The organism is Actinoplanes sp. NPDC051475 (assembly GCF_040689425.1).
In the GTDB taxonomy this organism is placed as follows: Bacteria; Actinomycetota; Actinomycetes; order Mycobacteriales; family Micromonosporaceae; genus Actinoplanes.
Window position 1 is genome coordinate 181,111 of record NZ_JBFAZZ010000007.1, and the last position, 25,614, is coordinate 206,724.

The window sequence follows — 25,614 nt, forward strand, 5'->3', positions numbered from 1 at the left end:
GCAGTGATCGGCATAGGCTTCCTCCCATGGCGCCCACGTCCGCTGCACCCGAGGCGTTCACCCGCGCGGTGGCCGGGTTGCGGGCGTCCACACCGCGCGAGGAGATCCTGCTCGAGGAGATCGCCGCGCCGCAGCGGCTGGCGCCGTACGGCTTCGCCCTGGCCGCCACGGTGCTGCGCGACGGCGACGAGGTGGCCAGCGGCCGGCTGATCCTGCTGCACGACCCGGCGGGTCACGACGCGTGGCGCGGCAACCTGCGCCTGGTCACCCTGATCACCGCGGAGCTGGAGTCCGACCTGGCCGGCGACCCGCTGCTGCCCGCGGTGGCGTGGACCTGGCTCACCGACGGCCTCGATCAGCAGGGTGCGGCGTACACGGCGATCGGCGGCACGATCACCCAGACCACCTCGACCCGCTTCGGCGAGCTGGCCGGCCCGGCCCCGACGGCCGACCTGGAGATCCGCGCCTCCTGGACGCCCACCTCCGACGACCTCGGCGCCCACCTCCAAGGCTGGTGCGTCATGCTCGCCTCCACAGCCGGCCTCCCCCCACCCGGCGTAACGGCCTTCGACCGCCACCGCGCAACAACAAGCTGAAGGTCAAACAGCCGACGGCCAAGCGACCGCAACCAGAGTCGCATTGCGCCCGCCGGAGCGAAGCGAAGGCCATATACACAGCTAACAGATCTTGAAGGTGTCGCAGGCTGTCTTGATCGGGATGGCGAGGCCGATGCCCTCGGCGTCCCGGGCCTTCGCGGTCGCCAACCCGATGACCTCGTCGGCGGAGTTGACCACGGGCCCGCCGGAGTTGCCCGGATTGATCGGCGCGTCGAACTGGATCGACGGACCGTCCGAGTCGTCCGGCCGGTAGGCGCTCACCACCCCGGTCGTCACCGTGTCCTCGAGCCCGAGCGGCGCACCGACGACCACGACCTGCTGACCCGGCTTCACCGTCTTCGGCGCCGGGTCCAGCCCCGCGATCTCCCGGTCGGCCCGCAGCACCGCCAGATCCTTGCTCGCGCTGACCTTGACGATGGTCGCCGACATCTCGTCCTTGCCGCGCTCCAGGAAGACCTTCTTGCCGCCGGCCGCCCACACCGACTCGACGACGTGGTAGTTCGTCAGCAGGTTGGACTTGCCCTTGCCCGCCTCGTCGCCGATCGAGAACGCCGTACCCGTGAAGTTGCCGGCCCGGACCCGGAACACGCTCGGCAGCACCGACGACGAGATCGCCTCGGGGTCGAAGACCCCGGCGAGCTGCTTCTCGAGCCGGTCGGCGCGCTCGGCGAGCTCGGACTCCCGCTGCTGCGACGCGGCGAGCCGCTCGTCGAAGCTGCTGTCCGCACGGTCCAGCCGCCAGGCCATGAACCCGCCGCCGGCGAGCAGGACCAGCGCGAGCAGGGCCGGGGCCAGCCGGCCGCGGCGGCGCACCTCGGCGGGCTCGGCCACCACCGGGAACGGCGCTCCCCCGGTCGGCGAGGCCAGGTAGGGCCCGCTGTCGCGGCGCGCCGGTCGCGGATGCCCGACCCGCGGCTGGGACTGCGCCTGCGGCACGGGCCGCCGGGCGGCGGTCGCCCACTCGCCGGACGGGTGGTCGGGCAGGCTCAGCAGCGGGTCCTGCGGCGGCCGGCGCTGGCCCGGCACCCCGAAGGGGTCGTAGGCGGTGGTCATGAAGCTCCCGGATCCTCAACGGCGGGTGTTCCGGCGGGTAGTACGGACGGAACCCGCCCCGCGGACGGGTCTGCGGCGAACCCATTTTCTCCCCGCGCAGTGGATCGAGGTTCGACGCGCCGGTACCCGGCTGCACACGCGGGGGGGCATACCCCCGTACGGTTACGGAGTGACCGACGAAGCATCCTTGCGCCGTCGGGACGCGCCGGACCACGCAACCGACGGACCGCACGACGTGCCGCCCGACCCGATGTCTGGCGGTCCCGAGCCTGCCCGCACCTCCGTTCCGCTGACCGCACCACGCGACGGCACGCCGCACCCGGTGGAGACCGCCGGGGAGCTGGCCGAGATCGTCGCGCGGATGTCCGCCGGGTCCGGACCGGTCGCCGTCGACGCCGAGCGCGCGTCCGGCTACCGCTACACCCAGCGCGCCTACCTGGTGCAACTGCGCCGTGAGGGCGCCGGGACGGTCCTGATCGACCCGATGCCGCTGGAGGACCTGAGCACGCTGGACGCCGCGCTGGCCGACAGCGAATGGGTGCTGCACGCCGCCAGCCAGGACCTCGCCTGCCTCGCCGAGATCGGCATGAAGCCGCGCCGGCTGTTCGACACCGAGCTCGCCGCGCGGCTGGCCGGCTTCGAGCGGGTCGGCCTGGCCGCCCTCACCGAGCAGCTGCTCGGCTATTCGCTCGAGAAGCACCACTCGGCCGCCGACTGGTCGACCCGGCCGCTGCCCGAGTCCTGGCTGACGTACGCGGCCCTGGACGTCGAGCTCCTCACCGACCTGCGCGACCACCTGGCCGACGAGCTCGAGCGCCAGGGCAAGGCCGAGTGGGCGGCCGAGGAGTTCGCCGCGCTGGTGGCGAGCGCCGACCGGCCGCCGCGTACCCGCCCCGATCCCTGGCGGCGCACCTCGGGCATCCACCGGGTCCGCGGCGCCCGCGCCCAGTCCCGGGTCCGGGCCCTCTGGTACGCCCGTGACGGCGTGGCGGCCCGCCGCGACTCGGCCCCCGGCCGGGTCCTGCCCGACTCGGCGATCATCGCGGCCGCGGAGCTCGACCCGAAGGACGAGCGCACCCTGCTGAGCCTGCCGGGCTTCGGCGGCCGTTCGGTGCGCCGGCTGGCCCGGGTCTGGCTGGACGCGCTGGACAGCGCCCGCGCGCTGGCCGACGAGGAGCTGCCGGTGAACCAGGCGGTCGAGGGCCCACCGCCCCCGCACCGCTGGGCGGAACGCGACCCGATCGCCGCGGCCCGGCTGCAACGCTGCCGGCAGGTCGTGATCGGTACGGCCGAGGCGCACACCCTGCCCCCGGAGAACCTGATCAGCCCGGACTTCATCCGCCGCCTGGCCTGGTCCCCCCCGGCCGAGGTCACGCCGCAGACAGTCGCCGACACCCTCCGCGGCCTCGGCGCCCGCTCCTGGCAGGTCAACCTGATCGCCGAGGACCTCACCAAGGTCCTCCCCGATGTCCCCACCGTCACCGACTGATCGCCCCTACGCTCAGAAGCGCAACCAAAGTCGCACTGCGCCCGCCTGTGTCGAGGGTGCCGAAACGGACTAGGCACCCTTTGCCGTGGTCCGTTTCGGTGCCCTCGACACAGGCTCCTCGGGGCGCAGCGCCCGCCGGAGCGAAGCGCAGGCCATATCACAGCCCCACTCGCTGGCTCGTTTATTTACCGGCGAGTAACATTGCCGGCGTCACAGCCCTGGGTTCACGCCTGCAAGGAGGCTTGTTGTGCCCCGAGTAAGTCGCGAGGTCGTCTTCGTCGACGGCGTCCGCACCCCATTCGGCAAGGCCGGCGGCATGTACGCCGAGACCCGTGCCGACGATCTGGTGATCCGGTGCATCCGTGAGTTGATGCGCCGCAACCCGCAGCTCCCGCCCGAGCGGGTCGACGAGGTGGCCATCGCCGCCACCACCCAGATCGGCGACCAGGGCCTGACCATCGGCCGTACCGCCGCGCTGCTGTCCGGCCTGCCCAAGACCGTTCCGGGCTACTCCATCGACCGGATGTGCGCCGGCGCCATGACCGCGGTGACCAACGTCGCCGGCGGCATCGCCATGGGGGCGTACGACGTCGCCATCGCCGGCGGTGTCGAGCACATGGGCCGGCACCCGATGGGTGAGGGCGTCGACCCCAACCCGCGGATCCTGGCCGAGAAGCTCGTCGACCCGTCCGCGCTGGTCATGGGCGCCACGGCGGAGAACCTGCACGACCGCCTGCCGCAGATCACCAAGGAGCGGGCGGACGCGTTCGGCCTCGCCTCCCAGGAGAAGACGGCCAAGGCGTACGCGAACGGCAAGCTGCAGCCCGACATGGTTCCCGTCGCGCTGCGCAGCGTCGAGGAGGGCTGGGGCCTGGCCACGGCCGACGAGGCGCCGCGCGAGACCTCGATGGAGAAGCTCGCCACCCTCAAGACCCCGTTCCGCCCGCACGGCCGGGTCACCGCCGGTAACGCGGCCGGCCTCAACGACGGCGCCACCGCGGCCCTGCTGGCCGACGAGGAGACCGCTCGTGAGCTTGGCCTGCCGGTCGCTATGCGGCTCGTCTCGTACGGCTTCGTCGGCGTCGAGCCCGAGGTCATGGGCTACGGCCCGATCCCGTCGACGGAGAAGGCGCTGCGCCTCGCCGGCCTGACCATCGGCGACATCGGCCTCTTCGAACTGAACGAGGCGTTCGCCATCCAGGTGCTCGCCTTCCTCGACCACTTCGGCATCGCCGACGACGACCCGCGGGTCAACCCGTGGGGCGGCGCGATCGCCATCGGCCACCCGCTCGCCTCCTCGGGTGTCCGGCTGATGACGCAGCTCGCGCGGCACTTCGCCGAGCACCCCGAGGTCCGCTACGGCCTCACGGCGATGTGCATCGGCATCGGCATGGGCGGCACGGTCATCTGGGAGAACCCGAACTGGGAAGGTGCGGACAAGTGACGGCTCTGCCTGAGTACCCGAACGAGGTCGTGACCAACGCGATCGTTCGCCTGGTCAAGGTGCCGGGCCTGGACAAGCCCGCCGCGCTGATCACGCTCGACAACGGGTTCGACTACAAGAAGCCCAACAGCTTCGGCCCGGGCGGCCTGCGCTCGCTCGACGAGGCGATCACCAAGGCCACCGAGGCGGAGCCGGCGTTCATCGCGGTGACCGGCAAGCCGTACATCTTCTGCGTCGGCGCCGACATCACCGGCATGCCGTTCATCACCCAGCGGGAGCAGGCCGTGGCCCTGGGCGAGCTGGGCCACCGGGTCTTCGCGCGCCTCAAGAACTCCACCATCCCGACGTTCGCGTTCATCAACGGCGCGGCGCTCGGCGGCGGCCTCGAGGTCTCCCTGCACTGCCACTACCGCACGGTCTCCAGCGGCGCGGCGGCGCTGGGCCTGCCCGAGGTCGCGATCGGCCTCGTCCCCGGCTGGGGCGGCAGCCAGCTGCTGCCCAACCTGATCGGCGCGCCGGGCGCGGCGCAGGTCATCCTGCAGAACCCGCTCACCCAGAAGGTCCTGCGGCCGAAGCAGGCCGCCGAGATGGGCGTCGCGGACGTGCTGTTCGAGGCCGCCGACTTCCTGGAGCACTCGCTCGCGTGGGCGGCCGGGGTGGTCAAGGGCGAGATCACGCCCACCCGTCCCGAGGTCGACAAGGACATGTGGGACGGCGTGCTCTTCTTCGCCAAGCAGCAGCTCGACGAGCGGCTGCACGGCGCCGTCCCGTCCGCCAACAAGGCGCTCGAGCTGCTCGCGCTCGCGAAGGACGCGTCGTTCGAGGACGGCACCGCCGCCGAGACCGAGGCGCTCGCCGACCTGATCATGGGCGACGAGGCCCGGGCCAGCCTGTACGCGTTCGACCTGGTCCAGCGCCGCGCCAAGCGGCCGGTGGGCGTACCCGGCAAGGAACTGGCCCGGAAGGTCACCAAGGTCGGCATCGTCGGTGCCGGTCTCATGGCCTCCCAGCTCGCGCTGCTCTTCGCCCGTCGCCTGCAGGTGCCGGTGGTGCTCACCGACCTCGACCAGACCCGGGTGGACAAGGGCGTCCAGTACGTCCGCGACCAGATCGACAAGATGGTCGGCAAGCGCCGGATGGACGAGGGTACGGCGGCGAAGCTGCGCGGCCTGGTCAGCGGCTCGGTCGACAAGTCCGTCTTCGCCGACGCCGACTTCGTCATCGAGGCCGTCTTCGAGAACCTCGACCTCAAGAAGCAGATCTGGGCCGAGCTCGAGAAGATCGTCGGGCCGGAGGCCGTGCTCGCCACGAACACGTCGTCGCTGTCGGTGTCCGAGATGGCCGCCGACCTCGAGCACCCCGAGCGGGTCGTCGGCTTCCACTTCTTCAACCCGGTCGCGGTCCTGCCGCTGCTCGAGATCATCAAGGGCGAGCGTACGGACGACGCCACGCTGGCCACGGCGTTCGCGGTCGGCAAGGAGCTGAAGAAGTCCTGCGTGCTGGTCAAGGACGCCCCGGCGTTCGTGGTCAACCGCCTGCTGACCCGCTTCACCAGCGAGGTCTTCAAGGCCATCGACGCCGGCACCCCGCTGGCCACGGTGGACTCCGCGATGGACCCGCTGGGCCTGCCGATGCGCCCGATCGCGCTGCTCCAGCTCGTCGGCCCGGCGGTCGCGTACCACGTGGGCGAGACGTTGCACCGGGCGTTCCCGGACCGCTACGCCGACAGCCCCAACCTCAAGAAGATCGTCGACGCCGGCCTGCCGCTGATGGCCGACGACGAGATCAACCCCGAGGTGGTCAAGCTGGTCGAGGGCGGTTCCGCCCCGCTCACGGCCGATGAGGTACGCCAGAAGGCGCTGGACGCGCTCGCCCAGGAGATCCGCCTGATGCTGGACGAGGGCGTCGTGGCCGAGGCGCAGGACATCGACCTGTGCATGATCCTCGGCGCCGGCTGGCCGTTCCACCTGGGCGGCGTGACGCCGTACCTGGACCGCAGCGGCACCTCTGAGCGGGTGACCGGCAAGCGCTTCCTGCCCGTGGGAGTGGGCAGCCTGCCTGCCTGACGCACGACATCGACGCCCCCGCACCGTTGCCGGTGCGGGGGCGTCTTTCGTGACAGCACTGTGTTCCCACAATGACGGGTAGACGACGCACCAGGTCGTCGCAGGTGGGTAGGCTCCGGCGGCTGACTTCTTTGATTCTGGAGCTCCCATGTCACAGCCGCCGTATCAGCCCTATCCCGGCCAGCCCGGACCCGAGCAGCCGGGCGGTGGCTACCAACCGCCGGCGGCTCCGGGCTCGTACCCGCCCGGGTCCTACCCGCCGCCCGCCCCGGACGCGGGCGGATACCCGCCGCCGTCCTCCGGCGCCGGTTCGTACCCGCCGCCGGGCCCCGGCTCCTACCCTCCGCCCGGACCCGGCTCCTACCCGCCGCCCGGTGGTCCCGCGCCCCAGTACGGCATGGGACCCGCGCCCAAGAAGAAGAACTCGGCGCTCAAGATCGTGCTGATCGTCGTCGGCGTGGTGGCCCTGCTCTGCGTCGGCGGCATCGGTGTGGCGGTGTTCAAGGCCAAGGACAAGGTCAAAGAGGTCGTCGACGCCGCCAAGATCTCCGTCGTGGAGCCGGAGACCCTCGGCGGCCGCGCCAAGGCCACCGACCCGGCCCTGCAGAGCAGCGTCGACGGCCTGGACAGCGAGATGTCCAAGATCCCCGGCGCGACCGGCTCCGTCGGCGCCATCTACGGCGACGCCAAGGAGCAGGACATCGTCATGGTGGCGGCCACGTCGTCCATCAACGGCTCCGCGCAGAGCCGCTACGACGAGTTCACCGAGGGCCTCGGCCAGGGCGGCATCAAGCTCGACAACCTCGCCGACACCGACCCGGGCCCGCTGGGCGGCATCGCCAAGTGCGGCGACAGCGACACCAGCGGCGTACCGATGGCGGTCTGCGTGTGGTCCGACAACGGCAGCGTCGGCATGATCGCGATGCTCTTCAAGGGCAAGGACGACCTCGAGAAGGAATTCATCGACATGCGCGGCCAGATCGAGAAGAAGGCCTGACGGCCCGCGAGCCCCGGCCGTCCGGCGCGCCGGGGCTCGCGGAACAGGGGACGCAGCCCCTGGACCGGTACGGCTAAGCTCGGCCCAGCCCGAACCATGGAGCGTTGATGTCGCAGCCCCCGTACCCCGGCCAGCCGTATCCGCAGCAGCCGTCGGGACAGCCCTACCAGCAGCCCGGTCCCGGATACGGCGGCCAGCCGATCCCCGGGCAGCCCCATCCGGGGTCGCCCTTCCCCGGGCAGCCCAACCCGGACGTCCCGTCGTCGGTGCCGCCCGGCTATCCGCCGCAGCCGGCGTACGGCCAGGTGCCGTCCCAGCCGGAGTACACGCAGGTCGACTACGGCCAGCCCGGATACCCGCAGCCGGGATACCCGCAGGCCGACTACGGCCAGCCGGGATATCCGCAGTCCGGACCGCCGATGGCCGCCGGATACCCGCCCCCGCCGAAGCCGAAGAGCCGGGCCCTGCCGATCACGCTCGTGTCGATCGCCGTCTTCCTGGTGCTCTGCGTGGGCGGCGGCACCGCCGTCTACCTGGCGGGCCGCAACGCCGCGGACGAGAGCACCACGGCCAGCCCGACCGTGGCGCCCACGGTGACGGCCGAGACCGAGGCCACCGAGGAGCCGACGACCGAGCCGACGGCCGAGACCACCGCGGAAATCACCGTCGTCGAGCCCGCCAAGCTGGGCGGACGCCCGAAGCTGACCGACCCGCAGTTCGCCGGCGCGGTGAAGCAGCTGGAGGAGGGCCTCGACAAGGTGCCCGGGGCGACCGAGACGGTCGGCAGCCTCTACGGCTCCCCGGCCAAGCAGAACATCGTCATCGTCGCGGCCGCGGCCGCCGAGGTGGACGACCCCCAACGCGAGCTGAACGGCACCTTCCTCGGCGCCGGCGTCGGCGGACTCAAGATCACCGGAATCACCAGCGCCCCGCCCGGCGCCCTGGGCGGCGTCGCCAAGTGCGGCCGGGGCGAGGCCGGCGGCGCGCCCCTGATCATGTGCGGGTGGGCCGACGAGGGCAGCGTGGGCTGGATGATCTGGTACTACAAGTCGATGAGCGGCGCCAAGGCCGAGTTCCCGAAGCTGCGAGGGCAGGTCGAGAAGAAGTCAAACTGACACGCCGGGGGGCTGCGTCACACGTTCGTCTCACCTAGGACACGAACGCGACGCGGTCCTGCGGGGTTAAGGCTCGATGCCGTACCGAAACATCGAGCGGCCAGGATGGTTCGCCGGGCCCGCCGGGCCCGCCGCCACCCATCTCGACTGGCAGAGGAGCGCACGGTGATACTCCCGCAACTTCGGCGCGTCCGCTGGGCCGTGCGAGCGACCCTCGTCCTGGGCGTCGCGGCCTCCGTGGTCGCCAACGTCCTGCACGCCCTGGACAACCCGATCAGCCAGGCCATCGCCGCCTGGCCGCCGCTCGCCCTGCTGCTGACGGTCGAGCTGATCTCGCGGGTCCCGGTCCACCGCCGCTCCCTGGCCTTCGCCCGGCTCGTCGCCACCGCCACGATCGCGGGCATCGCCGCCTGGGTGTCCTACTGGCACATGGCGGGCGTGGCGGCCCGGTACGGGGAGACGGGCGCGTCGCCGTACCTGCTGCCCCTGTCGGTCGACGGCCTCATCGTGGTGGCGAGCATCTGCCTGGTCGAGCTGGGCGGCCGCATCTCGGCCCTGGAGCGGGAGAAGCGGGAGCCGGAGCAGATCCCTGCGGTCGAGGCGTCGCTCGCTCCGGCCGCCGCGGCAGCCGACGACGGCGTTCCGGGCCTGATCCCGGTCCCCACCGCCGTGTCGCCGGCCGCGGCGCTGGCGCCGGCATCGGCATCGGCGACGGCATCGGCATCGGCATCGGCGCCCGCTTCGGCTTCGGCTTCACGGCGATCGACGGCGGAGGCGCTGGCCGAGGTTGCGGCCGCGCTGCCGAAGAACAGCCTGCCCAAGACCCGGGGCGCGGAGGTCTCGTCGTTCACGCCGAGCATCACCCGCGGCGCCCGCCCGGTCGCCGCCGCCAAGTCCGGCCCGGCTCGCCCGACAGCAACGGCCTCCGTCCGCCCGGCGAGCTCGGCCTCCGTCCGCCCGGCGAGCTCGGCCTCCGTCCGGCCGGGAGGCTCAGGCCCTGCCAAGAGTTCGACGAAGCCGGCCGCGAAGCCTTCCGCCAAGTCCGCCCCGAGGGTCCGGCGAACACCGGCCGACACGATCGCGGCGGCCGAGAAGATCAAGGCGGGGCGTCCGGACGTGACGGACACCGAGCTCGCCGCGGAGCTGGGCATCAGCGCGTCGCGCTGGCGTACGATCCGTCGCGAGGCTGAAGCGAGCGCGGAGCTCCGCCTGGCCGCCTGACTCGGCCCCCGGCTCCGGGCCTTAGGCTCCGGGGCTTCGGCCCGGCCCCGGCCCCGGCCCCGGCCCCGGCCCCGGCCCCGACCCTCGGCGGTGAACGGGGCGGCGAGGTCAGCCTGGAACGTCCGTCAGCTGGGCACACGGGCCCGCGGCGGCACGGGCCCGCGGGCGGCTCAGCTCGGGGCGATGCCGAGACCTTTGGCGCGGGGGACGGTGGCCGATGCGGCCACCACGGGGGTCGTGTCGGCGGCCGGCAGGCTCACCGTGACCTCCAGGCCGCCCCCGGGCTGCGCGATCGCGGACACCGTTCCGCCGTGCGCGTCGCAGACCGCCCGGACGATGGAGAGGCCCAGGCCGGAGCCGCGGGAGCCCGTACGCTCCCACCCGCCCCGCCGGAACGGCTCGAACAGCCCCGGCACGTCCCCCGGATCCACCTCGTAGCCGGTGTTCCCGACCACCAGCCGGGCCTGCCCGTCCACGTTGTCGGTACGCAGCCAGAGCTTGCCCATCAGGTGGTTGTAGCGGATCGCGTTCTCGATGAGGTTGCCCGCCAGCCGGTCCAGCAGGCTCGGGTCCCCCACCACGTTCGCCGCCTCGAGGTCCGTCGTCACGTCGAGTTTCATCCGCTCGGCCTCGGCTTTCACCGCGGACAGCGCGTTGTAGACGCTCGTCGCGAGGTCGGCGGGGACCTTGCGGACCAGCCGGCGGCCGGACTGGGCCTCGCTGCGTGCCAGTACGAGGAGCGCGTCGACCAGGCCGTTGGCGCGTTCGGAGGCGTTGCGGACCACCTTGGCCATGCGGCGGTACTCGGCGACGTCCGCCTCGTCGTCGCTGAGGGTCACGTCGATCTCTGTTCGCATCACCGCCAGTGGCGTCCTCAGCTCGTGGGACGCGTTGGCCACGAACCGTTTCTGGGACTCGAACGCGCCCGCGAGGCGGTCCAGCATGGCGTCGAACGTCCGGGCGAGCTCGGCCACCTCGTCGTCCGCGCCGGAGTAGCGGATGCGCTGGTCGAGCGTCTCCTCGCCGAGGCGGCGGGCGGTCGCCGTCACGTGGTGCAGCGGGCGCAGGGCCCGGCCGGCCACCGCGTACGCCCCCGCGATGCCGATGATGCCGATGGCGAAGAGGGCGACCAGGCCCTTGACCAGGAGCTCGCGGGAGGCGCTCCGGACCAGCTCGGTCTGCCATTTGAGGGCGTCGAGGCTTCTGCCGTCGTCCAGCAGGACCTGGGTGCCGGGTTGCAGTTTGTCCGAGGGGTGCAGCGCGTCGCCGACAAGCAGCCACGCGAGCAGCACGAGGATCGCGCCGGCACCGACGAGGAGGATGCCGTTGAGGAGGGTGAGCCGCAGCCGGAGGGTGGGCCGCAGCCGCATCTGCTCCCGCCGGCTGGCATAGACGGTCACGCGGGACTGCCGGGTGTGACGACGACCGGTTCGGGAACCCGGTAGCCGGCGCCGACCACCGTCTCGATCAGCGGTGGGTCGCCGACCTTCTTCCGCAGCGTCATGACGGTGACCCGTACGGTCGTCGTGAACGGGTCGGTGTTGGCGTCCCAGACGCGCTCGAGCAGTTCCTCGCTCGACACCACGCCGCCGCGGGCCTTGAGCAGCTCCTCGAGGACGCCGAACTCCTTGTTGGTGAGGTCGATCGGCGCCCCGCCGCGGGTCACCACCCGGCGGGTCTGATCGAGCACGAGGTTGCCGACGGTGAGCACCGGCGGCGCGGCCGGGGTCGCCCGCCGGCCGAGGGCCTGGACCCGGGCGACGAGCTCGTCGAAGGCGAACGGCTTGGGCAGGTAGTCGTCCGCGCCGAGCTGGAGGCCCTCGACCCGGTCGGCGACCGTGCCGCTGGCGGTGAGCATCAGGACCCGGGTCAGGGCGCCGGACTCGACCAGCGCCGCGCAGATCTCGTCGCCGTGCATGCCGGGCAGGTCCCGGTCCAGCACGACGACGTCGTAGCGGGTCACGTACGCCATCTCGTGGCCGTTCAGGCCGTCGTACGCGACGTCGACCGCCATCCCCTTACGCCGCAGTCCCCGCGCTATCGCATCGCAGAGGTTCCGCTCGTCTTCCACTACCAGCACGCGCACCCGCGGGTCCTCCGGAATCCTTCTCAGCCCGCCGACCAGCTTCGACGCTGCCACGTTAAGCGGGTGTGAGTGCAGGCTACCTCTATGTCACGACTCGGTAAGGGGCCAGATCGCGACCGAGGCGTCGATGCCCCGGCACACCAGCACGCCGGTCGCGGGCTGGCAGTCGCCGGAGACCCGGGTCGCCCGGCCCAGCACCCGTACGGCGAGCGTGCGCGGGTCGAGTGACGCGTACCAGACGACGTCGTCGCCGATGCGCTGGCGCAGGCCCACGACCGTACCGTCGGCTCGGACCTGGCCGACCGACCGCCACATCCCGAAGTCGCCGTGCAGCTCGCCGGTCCGCGGGTCGACGACCGCGAGCGGGTATCGCGCCTCGAGGCCCTCCCTGCCGGTGACCAGCAGGAGGTTGCCCACGTCGACGGCGGAGGTCCAGCGCGGGCTGGACCAGCGGAAGGCCCCGGTGAGCGGGTCGATCACCTGGACGCCGCCGCGGTAGCCGAAGAGGCAGATGCCGCCCGCGCAGCCGGGTTGCACCCAGCGCCCGGAGAGGTCGAGCGAGCCGGTCCAGCGCTCGCGGAGGTCGGCGAGGGCGTACGCGGTCACCCCGCCGAACCCGCCGAGCAGGACGAGATCCCCGGCCGCCCAGACGGTGATGCCGCGCCGCGACCAGCTCGGCGGCGAGGGGATGTCCGCGGTGGCCACGATCCGCCCGCGCACCGTGTCGCGGACCTCGAGGTGGCCGTCGACGGTGGCGGTGACGAGGCGGAGCGGGAAGCCGTCGGCACCGTGCCCGGCCTCGGTCGTGTAGCCGAGCACGGGCTGGCGGAGGATCCACCGGTCCCGCCCGGTGGTGAGGTCGACGCCGTACCAGTTGAGCCGGCCGAACTGGGGGCTGTTCTCGCGGAGCAGCACGACGCCGTACGCGCGGGACACGCTGAGCAGCCGGGCGGGAACCCGCCAGAGCGTGCGGTCGGTGCCGGCCGCGACGGCGACCGTGGCCTCGGCACCCACGGTGTCGACCTGGTACGACACCAGCACCGTGTCCCCCGCGGACGTCACGTCGAAGACGGCGCCGGTGACCGTGGCCGTCGTACGGGAGAGCAGCACACCGCCGGGCAGGGCGTACGTGCTGATGACCCGGCTCTGCACGGCGGTCGTCGGCTGGGCGGGCGGGGCGTCCACGACGTACAGGCGGTCTTGCTCGACGAACATCGAATCGCCCAGCCGGGCCGGCACGATCACCGGCCGCGCCGGTTCCGCGCGCGGGACCGAGCCGGTCACCAGCCAGAGCAGAACCGCCGCGGCGACCGAGAGGGCGGCCCGGTACGGGTGCGGTGACACCCGGGCGGCCACCGGTGCCGGCTGCTCCTGGTGGCGCAGCTCGCCGAGGTCGATGACCACGTCGCCCACGCCGTCATTGTGCGCCGCGGACCACCGCCCGGCGACCGCACGAGGCACGAGGCGCCGCAACCAAAGTCGCACCGGCTCCTAGGGGCGCGGTGCGCGCCGAAGCGGAGCGTAGGCCATATACACAACGACACCGCCCGGTGCGCGGCAGGCCACGGCGGCGGTGTCGGCCCGGCACTCGCCGGTGGTCTCCGGGATCCGGCCGAGCGGCTGGACCGCCGTCGAGCCGGGCCGCAGCATGCCGGTCACCGTGCTTCTGGTGGCGGCCTCGAACCTCGTCAGGAGGTACGCGTCCGCCCGCGGCGAGCTGGTGTAAGTCATCCAGAACCGCAGGTCGGTGATCGTGCGTCCGGTACGCCCGTCGGCGATCCGCAGCGGGCGGCTCGAGGACCGCGCCTCCAGCACGGACCCGGCGCCGAACGCGATCAGGTCGTCACCCGGCGCCGGCCGCCACAGCAGCGCGCCGGTCCGCGCATCGAGCAGGGCCAGGTCCGTGCGGCTCTTCGCGCAGGGCAGCCCGGCACACGTGACCGCGCTGCCTTGCGAGTCGGGTTCGTCCCGCTGCCACAGCAGATCGAGCGTGTCCTGCGCGTACGCGGCGACCCGTCCGCCCTCGCCGAACTCGCCGTAGTGGATCAGCAGGACGTCGGCTATAGGCTCGAACCACGCCGGTCCCCGGCCGCCGATCCGCGGCACCGCCTGCTCGCGGACGACGGCTCCGGTCGAGGCGGACCGTACGGTGAGACGGTCGGCGGACAGCACCGCGACGCTCCCGCGTTCCGGGCCGAGCCACTGCGCGGAGACCGATCCGGGCGTGACGGCGGACCACAGCCGGCGTCCGGTGGTCATGTCGACGCCGGACAGGGACGTGCTGCGCGCGGGCTCGGTGTGCAGGATGTCGCTGGTGGAGCCGTACAGCCGGCCGGGCTCGCCGGACTCGGGGTCGTACTCCGTGCCGGGCCGGAAGCGTTCCTCCTGGACGAGCCCGATGTGGTCGCCGAGGCGCTGTACGAGGTGGGGCGTCCGCCAGCGCTGCTCCCCCGTTCGCCCGTCGAGGACGGTCGTCGACCGCCCGGTCCGGATCATCACCAGGCCGGCCGAGGCGTCGGTGATGAAGTAGGGCTGGTCCTGGTTGCCCGGCGGCCCGGGGACGCTCCACAGCTCGCGGACCGGGTCCGTCGTCCGGGCCCGGATCCGCGGCGGCACGCTGCTGTAGTCGACGGTGTAGAGGCGGCCGTCGAAGAGTTGGAAGTCGCCGGCTTCGGGCAGCGGCACGACGCCGGTGCGCCGCCAGAGCAGCGGCGACGCGGGCGCCGACCCCCCGAGGGCGAGCAGGAGGAGCGCGGCGAGGAGGAGGCCGGCTCGGCGGTAGACGTACGCGGGTGGCGGGGTGGCCGCTGCGGGCGGAGCCGGGTTTTCGGGGCTCAGCTCGATCAGCGCCACGCCTATCCCTTCCGCTGGTACGCCCAGACCACGAGTTCGCCCGCCGTCGACCGGCAGACCAGCCGGCCGGGTGCCGCCTGGCAGTCGCCGGTGCCGGCGGGCAGGTAGGAGAGCAGCTCCGGTCGCGCATCGCCGGGGGCGGCGACGGCGACCATGGTACGGGCACCGGCGCCCACGATCCGCGTCACGAGCAGGTGGTCACCGCCGGAACCGGGGACCAGCCGCCAGCCGTGGAGGTCGGCGAGGACCCGGCCGGTGGCGGGGTCGACGATGCCGACGGGGTCGGATTCGCCGGCGGGCGTACCGAAGGCGACGACGATGCCGGCCCGCTGTTCGACGCTTCGCCAGGCGGGGCGGAACCAGGCGGGGCTGCCGTCGGCGGGGTCCACGGCCCGGACCCCGTCGGGGCCGGCGAGGCAGGCCAGCCGCCCGCAGGTGGTGATGCCGAAGGCGAACCCGGCCGGCCGGGTCCAGCGTTGCCGCAGCGTCACCGGGTCGAAGGCCGACACCATGCGCCCGGTCAGGGTGGGGTGGCGCAGCAGCAGGAGACCGCCGGAGACGACCGGGTTGTCCGGCCCGTAGTCGGCGGCCGGCAGCTCGCCGCGGGCCAGCACGGCACCGGTGGTGAGGTCGTGGACCGCTGCCGTGCGGTCGTCGTGCACGAGCAGCATCCGCGGCGCGAGGTCGCCCGGCCCGGGCACACCGAGCAGCACCGCGGTCGACGGCACGGGCACCTGCCAGCCGGTCCGCCCGGTCGCCGGGTCGACCGCCGCCACCGCACCCTGCACCCGGCGGCCGGGGCCGGAGAAGCTGCGCACGCTGGAGACGGCGAGCAGGGTGGACGAGCCTGCGACGGTGACGACGCTGCCGGAGCGCCGCCAGAGGGCGGAGCCGTTGGTCAGCGAGACGGCGGTGGTGCCGGGATCGATCCGGGCCGTTCCCGTGTACGGCCGCAGCAGCGCCAGCCCGCCCCCGGTGCGCAGCCGGTACGTGGGCGCCTCCGAGCCGGCCTGCCACCGCAACCGCCCGTTGCCCAGGTCGTACGAGACGAGCGTGCCGAGGCTCTGGACCAGCAGGTCGCCGGCGTCGGTGAGCGCGTACGGGTCCGCCGGCCCGATCCGCACCGCGAGCAGGGCCGACAGGGCGGGTAGGGGCGGGGCGGCGGACGCGGCGGAGCCGAGCAGCACGAACACCGCGATGACGACGGGCGCGAACCAGCGCGGCACGGTGGAGCGCACCGGCGAGGCGTACTCGTCGGGTTCGCCCCGGGCCAGGCCGAGGTCCATGACTACCGTCGCGCCGCCGAACGTCTCCGCCGCCATACCCTCAAAGGTAACGGCTTAATAACGAAAACGCGCGCCAGGCGTCAGGTGGCCGGCTGGCGCACCGCCGCGGGATCTTCCAGCTGCGACACCCACTCGGTCACGTCGCGGGCGATGTCCTGGGCGGTGAGGCCGAGCGAGGCGAGGATCTCGGCCCGGCTGCCGTGCGGGTGGAAGCCGACCGGCACACCGAGGCCCCGCAGCGGCACGTCGACGCCGGCGTCCCGCAGCGTGCTCGCCACGGCCTCGCCGACCCCGCCGGCCCGTACGCCGTCCTCCAGCGTCACGACGAGGCGGTGGCCGCCGGCCAGCCCCACGAGCTCGATCGGCACCGGGCGGACCCAGCGCGGGTCGACGACCGTCACGCCGTACCCCTGCTCCGCGATCCTCTCCGCGACCTCCATGCCGAGCTTGGCGAAGGCACCCACGGCGACCAGAAGCACGTCCTTGCGGTCCTCTTCGCGCAGGACGTCGACCGGGCCGACCCGGCGCAGCGCCGGAAGGTCCGCGGCGACCGAGCCGGTCGGGAAACGCACGATGGTCGGGCCGTCGTCCACGGCGACCGCCTCGCGCAGCTCCTCGCGCAGGGTCGCGGCGTCGCGGGGCGCGGCGATGCGCAGGCCGGGGACGACGCCGAAGACGCTCATGTCCCAGATGCCGTAGTGGCTGGGGCCGTCGGGGCCTGTGATGCCCGCGCGGTCGAGCACGAAGGTGACCGGCAGCTCGTGCATCGCCACGTCCAGCAGGACCTGGTCGAACGCGCGGTTGAGGAAGGTCGCGTACACCGCCACGACCGGGTGCAGGCCGCCCATGGCCAGGCCGGCCGCCGACGTGGCGGCGTGCTGCTCGGCGATGCCCACGTCGTACACCCGCTCCGGGTATTTCTTCGCCAGCGCGGCGATGCCGGTGGGCTCGGCCATCGCGGCGGTGATGCCGACGATGTCGGGCCGCTCGTCGGCGATCGCCACCAGCTCCTCGGCGAAAACATGGGTCCACTTGACCGTCGGGGCCGCCAGCAGCTTGCCGGTCTCGATGCTGAACGCGCTGCCCGGGCCGTGCAGGCAGTCGGCCTCGTCGTCCTCCGCGGGCCGATAGCCGTAGCCCTTACGGGTCACCGAGTGCACGATGACGGGCGCGTTGAAGCCCTTGGCGCGGCGCAGCGCCGACTCCATGGCCTGGGTGTCGTGCCCGTCGACGGGGCCGATGTACTTGATGCCGAGGTCCTCGAACATCGGTTGCGGGCTGACCGCGTCCTTGATGCCCTTCTTGACCGCGTGCAGCACCTCGTACGCCGGCTTGCCCACCAGCGGCGTGGAGCCGAGGGCGTTCTTCACCAGGTCGAGCACCCGCTCGTAGCCGGGGTTGAGGCGCAGCGTGGAGAGGTGGTCGGCGAGCCCGCCGATCGTGGGCGCGTACGACCGGCCGTTGTCGTTGACGACGATGACCAGCTTGTTCCTGGCCGCCGCGATGTTGTTGAGCGCCTCCCAGCACATGCCGCCGGTCAGGGCGCCGTCGCCGACCACCGCGACGACGTGCCGGTCCTCGCCGCGCAGCGCGAAGGCCTTGGCGATGCCGTCCGCGTACGACAGGGCGGTGGAGGCGTGCGAGTTCTCGACGAGGTCGTGCTCGCTCTCGGCGCGGCTCGGGTAGCCGGAGAGGCCGCCGCGCTGCCGGAGCAGGTCGAACCCGTCCTGGCGGCCGGTCACGATCTTGTGCACGTACGCCTGGTGGCCGGTGTCGAAGAGGATCTTGTCCCGCGGCGAGTCGAACACCCGGTGCAGCGCCAGCGTGGTCTCCACCACGCCGAGGTTGGGTCCGAGGTGCCCGCCGGTGCGGGACACCTTGGCCACGAGAAAGTCGCGGATCTCGGCGGCGAGCAGAGTGAGCTGCTCAGCGCTCAACCGCTTGAGATCGCCGGGCGTCTTGATGGTCCCGAGGATGCCGGTCTGGTCACTGCGCTCGCTCATGAGGCGTCAGTCTATCGGCGTACCGCACGCGCGCACGTGGCGCGATGCATTACTGCGACGTCCTCCACAGAACCTGCACAACTCGATGATCGTGACTCAGATCACAAGGTGCGGTAGGAAGGACGTATGACCGTCGATGCGCCCCCCGCCCGCCGTGACCGCAGTCATCTGCTCTACATCGCCGTGATCGTCGCGATGGCGCTCGGCATCGCCGTCGGGTTCCTCTTCCCCGACTTCGGCAAGGAGCTGCGCCCGCTCGGGACCGGCTTCGTCGCGCTGATCCGGATGATGATCGCGCCGATCATCTTCTGCACGATCGTGCTGGGCGTCGGTTCCATTCGCCGCGCCGCCCAGGTCGGCCGGGTCGGTGGCCTGGCGCTGCTCTACTTCCTGATCATGTCGACCGTCGCGCTGGCGATCGGCCTGGTCGTGGGCAACATCCTGCATCCCGGCGCCGGCCTGCACCTCAACGCCGAGCTGGCCGAGACGGGCCAGGCGCAGGTCAGCGACGAGGCCGTGTCCGGCGTCGACTTCGTGCTGGGCATCATCCCGGACAGCCTGCTGAGCGCCCTGACCAGCGGCGAGGTGCTCCAGGCCCTGCTGGTCGCGCTGCTCGTCGGCTTCGCTGTGCAGGCCATGGGCAGCCGCGGGGAGCCGGTGATCCGGGCGATCGGGATCCTCCAGCGGCTGGTGTTCAAGATCCTCTCGATGATCATGTGGCTGGCGCCGATCGGCGCGTTCGGCGCCATGGCGGCGGTGGTTGGCGCGACCGGCTTCGACGCGCTCAAGAGCCTCGCCGGCATCATGGTGGGCTTCTACACCACCTGCGTGCTCTTCGTCTTCGTCGTGCTCGGCCTGCTGCTGCGCCTGGTCGCCCAGGTGTCGATCTTCAAACTGCTGCGGTATCTGGCCCGTGAGTTCCTGCTGATCCTGTCCACCTCGTCGTCCGAGTCGGCGCTGCCGCGGCTGATCGCCAAGATGGGACATTTCGGGGTGAGCCGTCCGGTGGTCGGCATCGTCGTCCCGACCGGGTACTCGTTCAACCTCGACGGCACGGCCATCTACCTGACGATGGCGTCGCTGTTCATCGCCGACGCGCTCGACAAGCCGCTCTCCGTGGGCCAGCAGATCGGCCTGCTGCTGTTCATGATCATCGCTTCCAAGGGCGCGGCCGGCGTGACCGGCGCGGGCCTGGCGACGCTGGCCGGCGGCCTGCAGAGCCACCGCCCCGACCTGGTGCCGGGCGTGGGCCTGATCGTCGGCATCGACCGCCTGATGTCCGAGGCGCGGGCGCTGACCAACTTCGCCGGCAACGCCGTCGCCACGGTCCTGATCGGCACCTGGACCGGCGAGTTCGACCGCGAGCAGGCCCGGGCCGTGCTGGCCGGCGAGGCCCCGTTCGACGAGACCACCTACGACGACGACCCGCACGAGACCCACGAGACGCCGGAAGCGGCGGTCAGCGACCGGGAACCAGCAGAGCCACGCACTCCACGTGCTGAGTCATCGGAAAGCAGTCGTACGCCCTGAGCTCCGCCACCCGCCAGCCCAGCCCGGTGAACGTCTTCACGTCCCGGGCCAGGGCCGCGGGATCGCACGCCACGTAGGCCACCGCCCGGGGTCGCGCCGCGGCGAGCGCCCGGACCACCTTCGCCCCGGCACCGGCCCGCGGCGGATCCAGCACCACCAGGTCGACGGGACCGGCGATCCGGCGGCGGGCCAGTGCGACGTCCACCTTGGCCGCGACCACCTCGGCGCTGAGATCGGCCAGGTTGCGCCGGGCCGCCGCCACGCCCACCGGCGACGACTCGACGACCGTGGTGCGAGCCCCGGTCCGCTCCGCCAGCGCCGCCGCGAACAGGCCCGCGCCGCCGTAGAGATCCCACGATGACTCGCCCGGACGCGGGTCGAGCAGCTCCAGCACCGCCGCGACGAGGGTGTCCGCGGCGGCCGGATGGATCTGCCAGAAGCCCTCGGCGGGCACGTTCCATTCTCGGCCCGCCGCGAACTCCCGCACGTGCGCCGAACCGTCGAGCAGGGCCCTGTCACCGCCGTGCGTCTCGTCCAGCAGCGACTCCCCTGGTGCCGAGCCGTCGCGGGCGGACACCGTCACGTCGCCGCCGGTCGACGCGACCGCCTCGATCGCCGAGACGTCCGGCCAGCGCCGCGCGGTCACGTCGAGCTGCTGCAACGCCGGGTGGGCGATCCGGCAGCGGTCGATCGGGACCACCTCGTGCGAGCGGTGCTTGAGCAGGCCGGGGCGGTCGGCGGCGTCGACCGCGTACCGGATCCGGGTGCGCCAGCCGAGGAGGCCGCCGGGCAGGGGCTCCACCCGTACGCCGAGGGTGTCCTCGAGGCCGCCCATGCGCGTCAGCAGCTCGCGCACGACGGCGGTCTTCCACTCCAGCTGCGCCGCCGGCGAGACATGCTGCAGGTCGCAACCCCCACAAGCATCAGGGCGGGCGTACGGGCACGGGGGCGTGACCCGGTCCGGCGAGGCCTGGTGCACGGTCACCGCGTCGGCGCGCAGGTATCCCCGGTGCAGCTCGGTGATCTCCGCCGTGACCCGCTCCCCCGGTAGCGCGTGCCGGACGAAGACGACGTGCCCGTGCTCGCCGCCGATCCGCGCCACGCAGTGCCCGCCGTGCGCGGGCGCACCCACCGTGACCTCGACCCGGTCCCCTTCGACGAGATCGTGCTCCGCGGGGCTCACCGGGGATCGTCCGGCACGGAGGCCGGAGCCGCCGGCTGGTCGTCCGGCACGGCCGCCGGAACCGCGGCGCCCATGTCCGTGCGGCGGGTGCGGGGACCCCGGGCCGGCGCGCGGCTCAGGTTCTCGTCGAGCCGGTCCAGGTCACGGTCCTGGCTGGAGCGCAGCTGCCACGGCACGCTGGTCACCATCACGCCCGGCTCGAAGAGCAGCCGGCCCTTGATCCGCAGCGCGCTCTGGTTGTGCAGCAGGTTCTCCCACCAGCGGCCCACGACGTACTCGGGGACGAAGACCGTGACCACGTCGCGCGGCGAGCCCCGCCGCACGCTCTTGACGAAGTCGATGATCGGCCGGGTGATCTCCCGGTACGGCGAGTCGACGACGGTCAGCGACACCGGGACCTGCCGCCGCTCCCACTCCGCCTGGATCTTGCGGGTGTCCTTGTCGTCCACGTTGACCGTCACCGCCGTCAGCGTGTCCGGCCGGGTCGCCTGCGCGTACGCCACGGCCCGCAGTGTCGGCAGATGCACCTTGCTGACCAGGACCACAGCGTGGTTACGCGACGGCAGCACCGGGCGTTCCTCGGTCGGCTGCAGCTCCGCCGCGACCCGATCGTAGTGCTTGCGGATGCTCAGCATGAGCACGTAGATGACCACCATGCCCGCGATCGCGATCCAGGCCCCGAGCAGGAACTTGGTGATCAGTACGACCACCAGCACCGCGCCGGTCAGCGCCATGCCGACGGTGTTGATGCCCCGCGAGCGGTACATCTGCCGGCGCTTGGTCGGATCGCGCTGGGTCCGCAGCAGCCGGTTCCAGTGCCTGATCATGCCGGCCTGCGAGAGCGTGAACGACACGAAGACGCCCACGATGTAGAGCTGGATCAGCCGGGTGACCTCGGCGTCGAACGCCATGATCAGGACCATCGCGGCGACGGCGAGGAAGATGATGCCGTTGCTGAAGGCCAGGCGGTCGCCTCGGGTGTGCAACTGGCGCGGCAGATATCGGTCCTGGGCCAGGATCGAGCCGAGCACCGGGAAGCCGTTGAAGGCGGTGTTCGCGGCCAGGAAGAGGATGAGGGCGGTGACCGCGCCGACCAGGTACAGCATGATCGAGCCGCTGCCGAACACCGTCTCACCGAGCTGGGTGGTGACCGTCTTCTGCACGTAGTCGACCGGCCCGCCGACGATCTGCGAGCTGTCCTCGACGTACTGCAGGTGAGTAGAGCGGGCCAGCAGCACGATGCCGACCAGCATCATGATCGCGATGCCGCCGAGCATCAGCAGCGTAGTGGCGGCGTTCTTGCTCTTCGGCGGCTTGAAGGCGGGCACGCCGTTGGAGATGGCCTCCACACCGGTGAGCGCCGCGCAGCCGGACGAGAACGTCCGCAGCAGCAGGAAGACGAACGCGAAGCTGGTCAGGTGACTTTCCTCGGCGTTGATGACCAGGTCGGCGCTGGGCGCCTGCAGATCCTGGCCCAGCACGAAGACCCGGACCATGCCGGTGATGATCATGCCGAGGATGATCACGATGAAGGCGTACGTCGGGACGGCGAACGCCGTGCCGGACTCCCGCAGCCCGCGCAGGTTGAGCGCGGTGAGCAGGGTGACCGCCGCGAGCGCGATGCCGATCTTGTGCTCGGCGACGAACGGCACCACCGAGCCGAGGTTGTTCACGCCGGCGCTGACCGACACCGCCACCGTGAGGATGTAGTCGACCAGCAGGGCGCTGGCCACGGCCACGCCGAAGCGGGGGCCCAGGTTGACCGTCGCCACCTCGTAGTCGCCGCCGCCCGACGGGTAGGCGTGCACGTTCTGCCGGTAGCTCGCCACGACGGTGATCATCACGACCGCGACGGCCAGCGTGATCCAGGGCGAGTAGACGAACGCACTCGCTCCCGCGATGGAGAGGGTCAGCAGGATCTCATCGGGCGCATAGGCGACGCTCGACAGCGCGTCGGAGGCGAACACGGGCAGCGCGATCCGCTTCGGCAGCAGCGTGTGCTGCAGCCTGTCGGAGCGGAAGGGCCGGCCGAGCAGCAGGCGCTTGGCTAAGGACGTCGAACTCGCCACAAGGGCCAAGCGTACGGCTGCCCGCGCCACGCCGTCTTCCGCCCCGGGCAGCGCCCGCCGCGCGGGCATGGCACGCTCTGCTGAGAACGCAACCAGCGGGAAGGCAAAACGGTGCACGTGGTGATCATGGGCTGCGGGCGGCTCGGCTCGACGCTGGCCCACAAGCTCGATGCCCGCGGCCACTCGGTCGCCATCATCGACCAGAATTCCGACGCCTTCCGCCGGCTCGGAGCCGAGTTCAACGGCCTCACGATCACCGGCATCGGCTTCGACCGGGACGTGCTGCTCCAGGCCGGCATCGAGCGCGCGGACGCCTTCGCGGCGGTCTCCAGCGGCGACAACTCCAACATCATCTCGGCTCGGCTGGCCCGGGAGACGTACGGCGTCTCGCGAGTGGTCGCCCGCATCTACGACGCCCGCCGCGCGCTGGTGTACGAGCGCCTCGGCATCCCGACCGTGGCGACGATCCGCTGGGCGGCCGACCGGATGGTCCGGCACCTGGTGCCCGAGGGCACGGTCGAGGTGTTCCGCGACCCGACCAGCGCGGTCTCGATCGTCGAGGCGCCGCTGCACCGCGAGTGGGTGGGCCGCACGATCAAGGCGCTGGAGGAGGCCACCGGCGCCCGCGTGGCCTACCTGATGCGCTTCGGCATCGGCTCGCTGGCCACGCCGTCCAGCGTCCTGCAGGACGGCGACCAGGTCTTCATGCTGGTCACCGACGACATCGTCGATCAGGTGCTCGCGGCGGCCGCGACCACCGAGGTGGGGGGTCACTGACATGCGGATCGCCATCGCGGGCGCCGGCAACGTCGGCCGCTCCATCGCGCAGGAGCTCATCGGCAACGGCCACCAGGTCATGCTCATCGAGCGTCAGCCCCGCCAGCTGCGCCCTGAGCGGGTGCCGGAGGCCGAGTGGGTGCTGGCGGACGCGTGCGAGGTCAGCAGCCTCGAGGAGGCCGACGTGGCGGGCTGCGACGTGGTCGTCGCGGCCACCGGCGACGACAAGGCGAACCTCGTCGTCTCCCTGCTCGCCAAGACCGAGTTCGCGGTCGGCAGGGTGGTCGCCCGGGTCAACCGTGCCGAGAACGAGTGGCTCTTCACCGAGCAGTGGGGCGTCGACGTCGCGGTGAGCAAGCCACGCCTGATGGCCGCCCTGGTGGAGGAGGCGGTCACGGTCGGCGACCTGGTCCGGATCATGACCTTCCGGCAGGGCGAGGCCAACCTGGTCGAGATCACCCTGCCGGCGAGCGCACCGTACGTGGGTCAGCCGGTCCGGGCGGTGCCGATGCCGCGCGACTCGGCGCTGGTGGCCGTCGTGCGGGGCAAGCGCGTGCTGGTGCCGACGCCGGACGACCCGCTGGAGGCCGGCGACGAGCTGATCTTCGTCTGCACGGCCGAGGTGGAGGACGCGGTCCGGGCCGTGGTGCTCGGCAAGACCGGCGATCTCGGCTGACGGCCTCAGGCGATCTCCGCCTCTCCGTTCTCCGCCGCCTGGGCCGCCGTCACCCGGTGCACGGCCCAGGCGGTGTACGCGAACGTCGCCGCGTAGATGGGCCAGCTGATCAGGACGCGCACGATGCCGATGGCGTTGGCCTCGTCGGCGAGGTAGAGCCAGCCCTGCACGCCCGCGCGGACGAAGAGCGAGGCGGCCCAGACCAGGGTCAACCACTGAAAGGTACGGAAGAGCCGCTGGTTGCCGAACCAGTCGTGCTTCCCGCCGTTGGCCAGCACGCCCCACACGTACCCGATGAGCGGCCTGCGGACCGCGACCGACGCGATCAGCAGGACCACCTGTCCCAGGGTCAGCAGGATGCCCGGAAGGTAGAAGTTCTTGGCGTCGCCGGTGCGCCACGCCAGGAAGGCGCCGACCGCGATGCCGAAGATGCCGTTGACCGCGTGCCGGACCGGCTGCTTGCGGCTCAGCCGGTAGGCGCCGATCACCAGCGCCGAGCCCACGCTGCCGCCGATCGCCCAGTAGAGCGCGGTCTTCTTCGGCAGGTCCAGGACGGCGTCCCCGAGCAACACGTTGAGCACCACGAACACGAGCACCGGCAGGCTGGACTCGATGAGCCCGCGCACCCCGCCCAGCTGCTCGGCGATCTGCTCGCTCATCGAGGGCAGCGGCTCCTCGACGGGGTGCAGGTCGAGTTCCTCGACAACCTCCTCGGCGACCCGCTCCTCCACCGTTTCGTGCGCGGCGTGACGGGGCTCGCTGCCGGGTGTCACCGGGGCGCCTCCAGCTCGTAGTACGGGTTGTAGATGACCTTGCGGTCGTCCCGGATCGCGATCCGGCCGCGCGCGGTGAGCTGACGCCCCGGTTCGATGCCGACGATCGAGCGGCGGCCCAGGAAGACGAGCGTGACCACGTCGCTGCCGTCGTAGAGGTCGGCCTCCAGCGTCGGCAGGTTGGTCCGGGGAGTGTACGCCACCGTGCGCAGCCGTCCCGACACGGAGACGACCTGACCGCGCTGGCACAGGCCGGCCGGCATCGCGCCGCACTTCGCGCTGTCGCGCTGCAGCTCCTGGGCATCCAGTTCCGCCTCGGAGGCGGTGAGCCGTTCGAAGAACCGGCGCAGGCCGGTGCGCTCATCGGTCGTCATGA

At 72.2% G+C, this 25,614-nt stretch carries 21 protein-coding genes; 10 read left to right on the forward strand and 11 right to left on the reverse strand.

Features of this window, described 5'->3' with window-relative positions; translation table 11 throughout:
* Positions 1-26 precede the first annotated feature (26 nt).
* Positions 27-596, forward strand: coding sequence for a DUF3000 domain-containing protein (locus tag AB0368_RS16740; protein WP_366154768.1), 570 nt, complete (start codon positions 27-29; stop codon positions 594-596).
* Between the two features lie 81 nt (positions 597-677).
* Here the strand turns inward: AB0368_RS16740 and AB0368_RS16745 are convergent, their stop codons facing one another.
* Positions 678-1,670, reverse strand: a complete 993-nt coding sequence (locus tag AB0368_RS16745; RefSeq protein ID WP_366154769.1) for a S1C family serine protease — start codon at positions 1,668-1,670, stop codon at positions 678-680.
* A 169-nt stretch (positions 1,671-1,839) separates the two neighbouring features.
* Here AB0368_RS16745 and AB0368_RS16750 point away from each other — a divergent pair, with 169 nt between their 5' ends.
* The 6 genes from AB0368_RS16750 to AB0368_RS16775 all read left to right on the forward strand — a co-directional run bounded on the left by AB0368_RS16750 (position 1,840) and on the right by AB0368_RS16775 (position 10,002).
* On the forward strand, positions 1,840-3,159 hold the full coding sequence (locus tag AB0368_RS16750) for an HRDC domain-containing protein (protein WP_366154770.1): 1,320 nt from the start codon (positions 1,840-1,842) through the stop codon (positions 3,157-3,159).
* 247 nt (positions 3,160-3,406) lie between these two features.
* On the forward strand, positions 3,407-4,603 hold the full coding sequence (locus AB0368_RS16755) for a thiolase family protein (RefSeq protein ID WP_366154771.1): 1,197 nt from the start codon (positions 3,407-3,409) through the stop codon (positions 4,601-4,603).
* Between the two features lie 5 nt (positions 4,604-4,608).
* A complete protein-coding gene (locus tag AB0368_RS16760; protein ID WP_366154917.1) occupies positions 4,609-6,669 on the forward strand; it encodes a 3-hydroxyacyl-CoA dehydrogenase NAD-binding domain-containing protein in 2,061 nt (686 codons plus the stop codon).
* 148 nt (positions 6,670-6,817) lie between these two features.
* Positions 6,818-7,666 carry a hypothetical protein gene (locus tag AB0368_RS16765; RefSeq protein WP_366154772.1) on the forward strand — a complete coding sequence of 283 codons (849 nt, stop codon included), beginning with the start codon at positions 6,818-6,820 and terminating at the stop codon, positions 7,664-7,666.
* A gap of 107 nt (positions 7,667-7,773) precedes the next feature.
* A complete protein-coding gene (locus tag AB0368_RS16770) occupies positions 7,774-8,781 on the forward strand; it encodes a hypothetical protein (protein WP_366154773.1) in 1,008 nt (335 codons plus the stop codon).
* A 165-nt stretch (positions 8,782-8,946) separates the two neighbouring features.
* Positions 8,947-10,002 carry a DUF2637 domain-containing protein gene (locus AB0368_RS16775; RefSeq protein WP_366154774.1) on the forward strand — a complete coding sequence of 352 codons (1,056 nt, stop codon included), beginning with the start codon at positions 8,947-8,949 and terminating at the stop codon, positions 10,000-10,002.
* A gap of 170 nt (positions 10,003-10,172) precedes the next feature.
* Here the strand turns inward: AB0368_RS16775 and AB0368_RS16780 are convergent, their stop codons facing one another.
* The 6 genes from AB0368_RS16780 to dxs form a co-directional block, all read right to left on the reverse strand.
* On the reverse strand, positions 10,173-11,372 hold the full coding sequence (locus AB0368_RS16780; protein ID WP_366154918.1) for a HAMP domain-containing sensor histidine kinase: 1,200 nt from the start codon (positions 11,370-11,372) through the stop codon (positions 10,173-10,175).
* Positions 11,373-11,398: 26 nt separating this feature from the next.
* Positions 11,399-12,088: a response regulator transcription factor gene (locus tag AB0368_RS16785; protein ID WP_366154919.1), complete on the reverse strand. Its 690-nt coding sequence runs from the start codon at positions 12,086-12,088 to the stop codon at positions 11,399-11,401.
* An 87-nt stretch (positions 12,089-12,175) separates the two neighbouring features.
* Complete coding sequence (locus AB0368_RS16790) at positions 12,176-13,501, reverse strand: hypothetical protein (protein WP_366154775.1); 1,326 nt, start codon at positions 13,499-13,501, stop codon at positions 12,176-12,178.
* A 78-nt stretch (positions 13,502-13,579) separates the two neighbouring features.
* Positions 13,580-14,941, reverse strand: a complete 1,362-nt coding sequence (locus AB0368_RS16795; protein ID WP_366154776.1) for a PQQ-binding-like beta-propeller repeat protein — start codon at positions 14,939-14,941, stop codon at positions 13,580-13,582.
* A 2-nt stretch (positions 14,942-14,943) separates the two neighbouring features.
* A complete protein-coding gene (locus tag AB0368_RS16800) occupies positions 14,944-16,263 on the reverse strand; it encodes a PQQ-binding-like beta-propeller repeat protein (RefSeq protein ID WP_366154777.1) in 1,320 nt (439 codons plus the stop codon).
* 44 nt (positions 16,264-16,307) lie between these two features.
* A complete protein-coding gene (gene dxs, locus AB0368_RS16805; RefSeq protein WP_366154778.1) occupies positions 16,308-18,230 on the reverse strand; it encodes a 1-deoxy-D-xylulose-5-phosphate synthase in 1,923 nt (640 codons plus the stop codon).
* Positions 18,231-18,356: 126 nt separating this feature from the next.
* On the opposite strand from dxs, the gene AB0368_RS16810 reads away from it, so the two are divergent.
* Positions 18,357-19,760, forward strand: coding sequence for a cation:dicarboxylase symporter family transporter (locus AB0368_RS16810; protein WP_366154779.1), 1,404 nt, complete (start codon positions 18,357-18,359; stop codon positions 19,758-19,760).
* On the opposite strand, the gene AB0368_RS16815 is transcribed toward AB0368_RS16810, so the two are convergent.
* The gene (locus AB0368_RS16815) at positions 19,690-20,943 is read right to left on the reverse strand and encodes a TRAM domain-containing protein (protein ID WP_366154780.1); all 1,254 of its coding nucleotides are present in this window, start codon (positions 20,941-20,943) and stop codon (positions 19,690-19,692) included. The genes AB0368_RS16810 and AB0368_RS16815 overlap by 71 nt on opposite strands.
* Positions 20,940-23,012, reverse strand: coding sequence for an APC family permease (locus AB0368_RS16820; RefSeq protein ID WP_366154781.1), 2,073 nt, complete (start codon positions 23,010-23,012; stop codon positions 20,940-20,942). The genes AB0368_RS16815 and AB0368_RS16820 overlap by 4 nt, the downstream gene beginning before the upstream one ends.
* 111 nt (positions 23,013-23,123) lie before the next feature.
* On the opposite strand from AB0368_RS16820, the gene AB0368_RS16825 reads away from it, so the two are divergent.
* Positions 23,124-23,789 carry a TrkA family potassium uptake protein gene (locus AB0368_RS16825; RefSeq protein ID WP_366154782.1) on the forward strand — a complete coding sequence of 222 codons (666 nt, stop codon included), beginning with the start codon at positions 23,124-23,126 and terminating at the stop codon, positions 23,787-23,789.
* 1 nt (position 23,790) lies between these two features.
* Positions 23,791-24,465: a TrkA family potassium uptake protein gene (locus tag AB0368_RS16830; protein WP_366154783.1), complete on the forward strand. Its 675-nt coding sequence runs from the start codon at positions 23,791-23,793 to the stop codon at positions 24,463-24,465.
* 5 nt (positions 24,466-24,470) lie between these two features.
* Here the strand turns inward: AB0368_RS16830 and AB0368_RS16835 are convergent, their stop codons facing one another.
* Both AB0368_RS16835 and AB0368_RS16840 read right to left on the reverse strand, forming a co-directional pair.
* Positions 24,471-25,238, reverse strand: coding sequence for a DUF3159 domain-containing protein (locus AB0368_RS16835; protein WP_366154784.1), 768 nt, complete (start codon positions 25,236-25,238; stop codon positions 24,471-24,473).
* Complete coding sequence (locus tag AB0368_RS16840) at positions 25,235-25,612, reverse strand: OB-fold nucleic acid binding domain-containing protein (protein ID WP_366154785.1); 378 nt, start codon at positions 25,610-25,612, stop codon at positions 25,235-25,237. The genes AB0368_RS16835 and AB0368_RS16840 overlap by 4 nt, the downstream gene beginning before the upstream one ends.
* Positions 25,613-25,614: the final 2 nt, after the last annotated feature.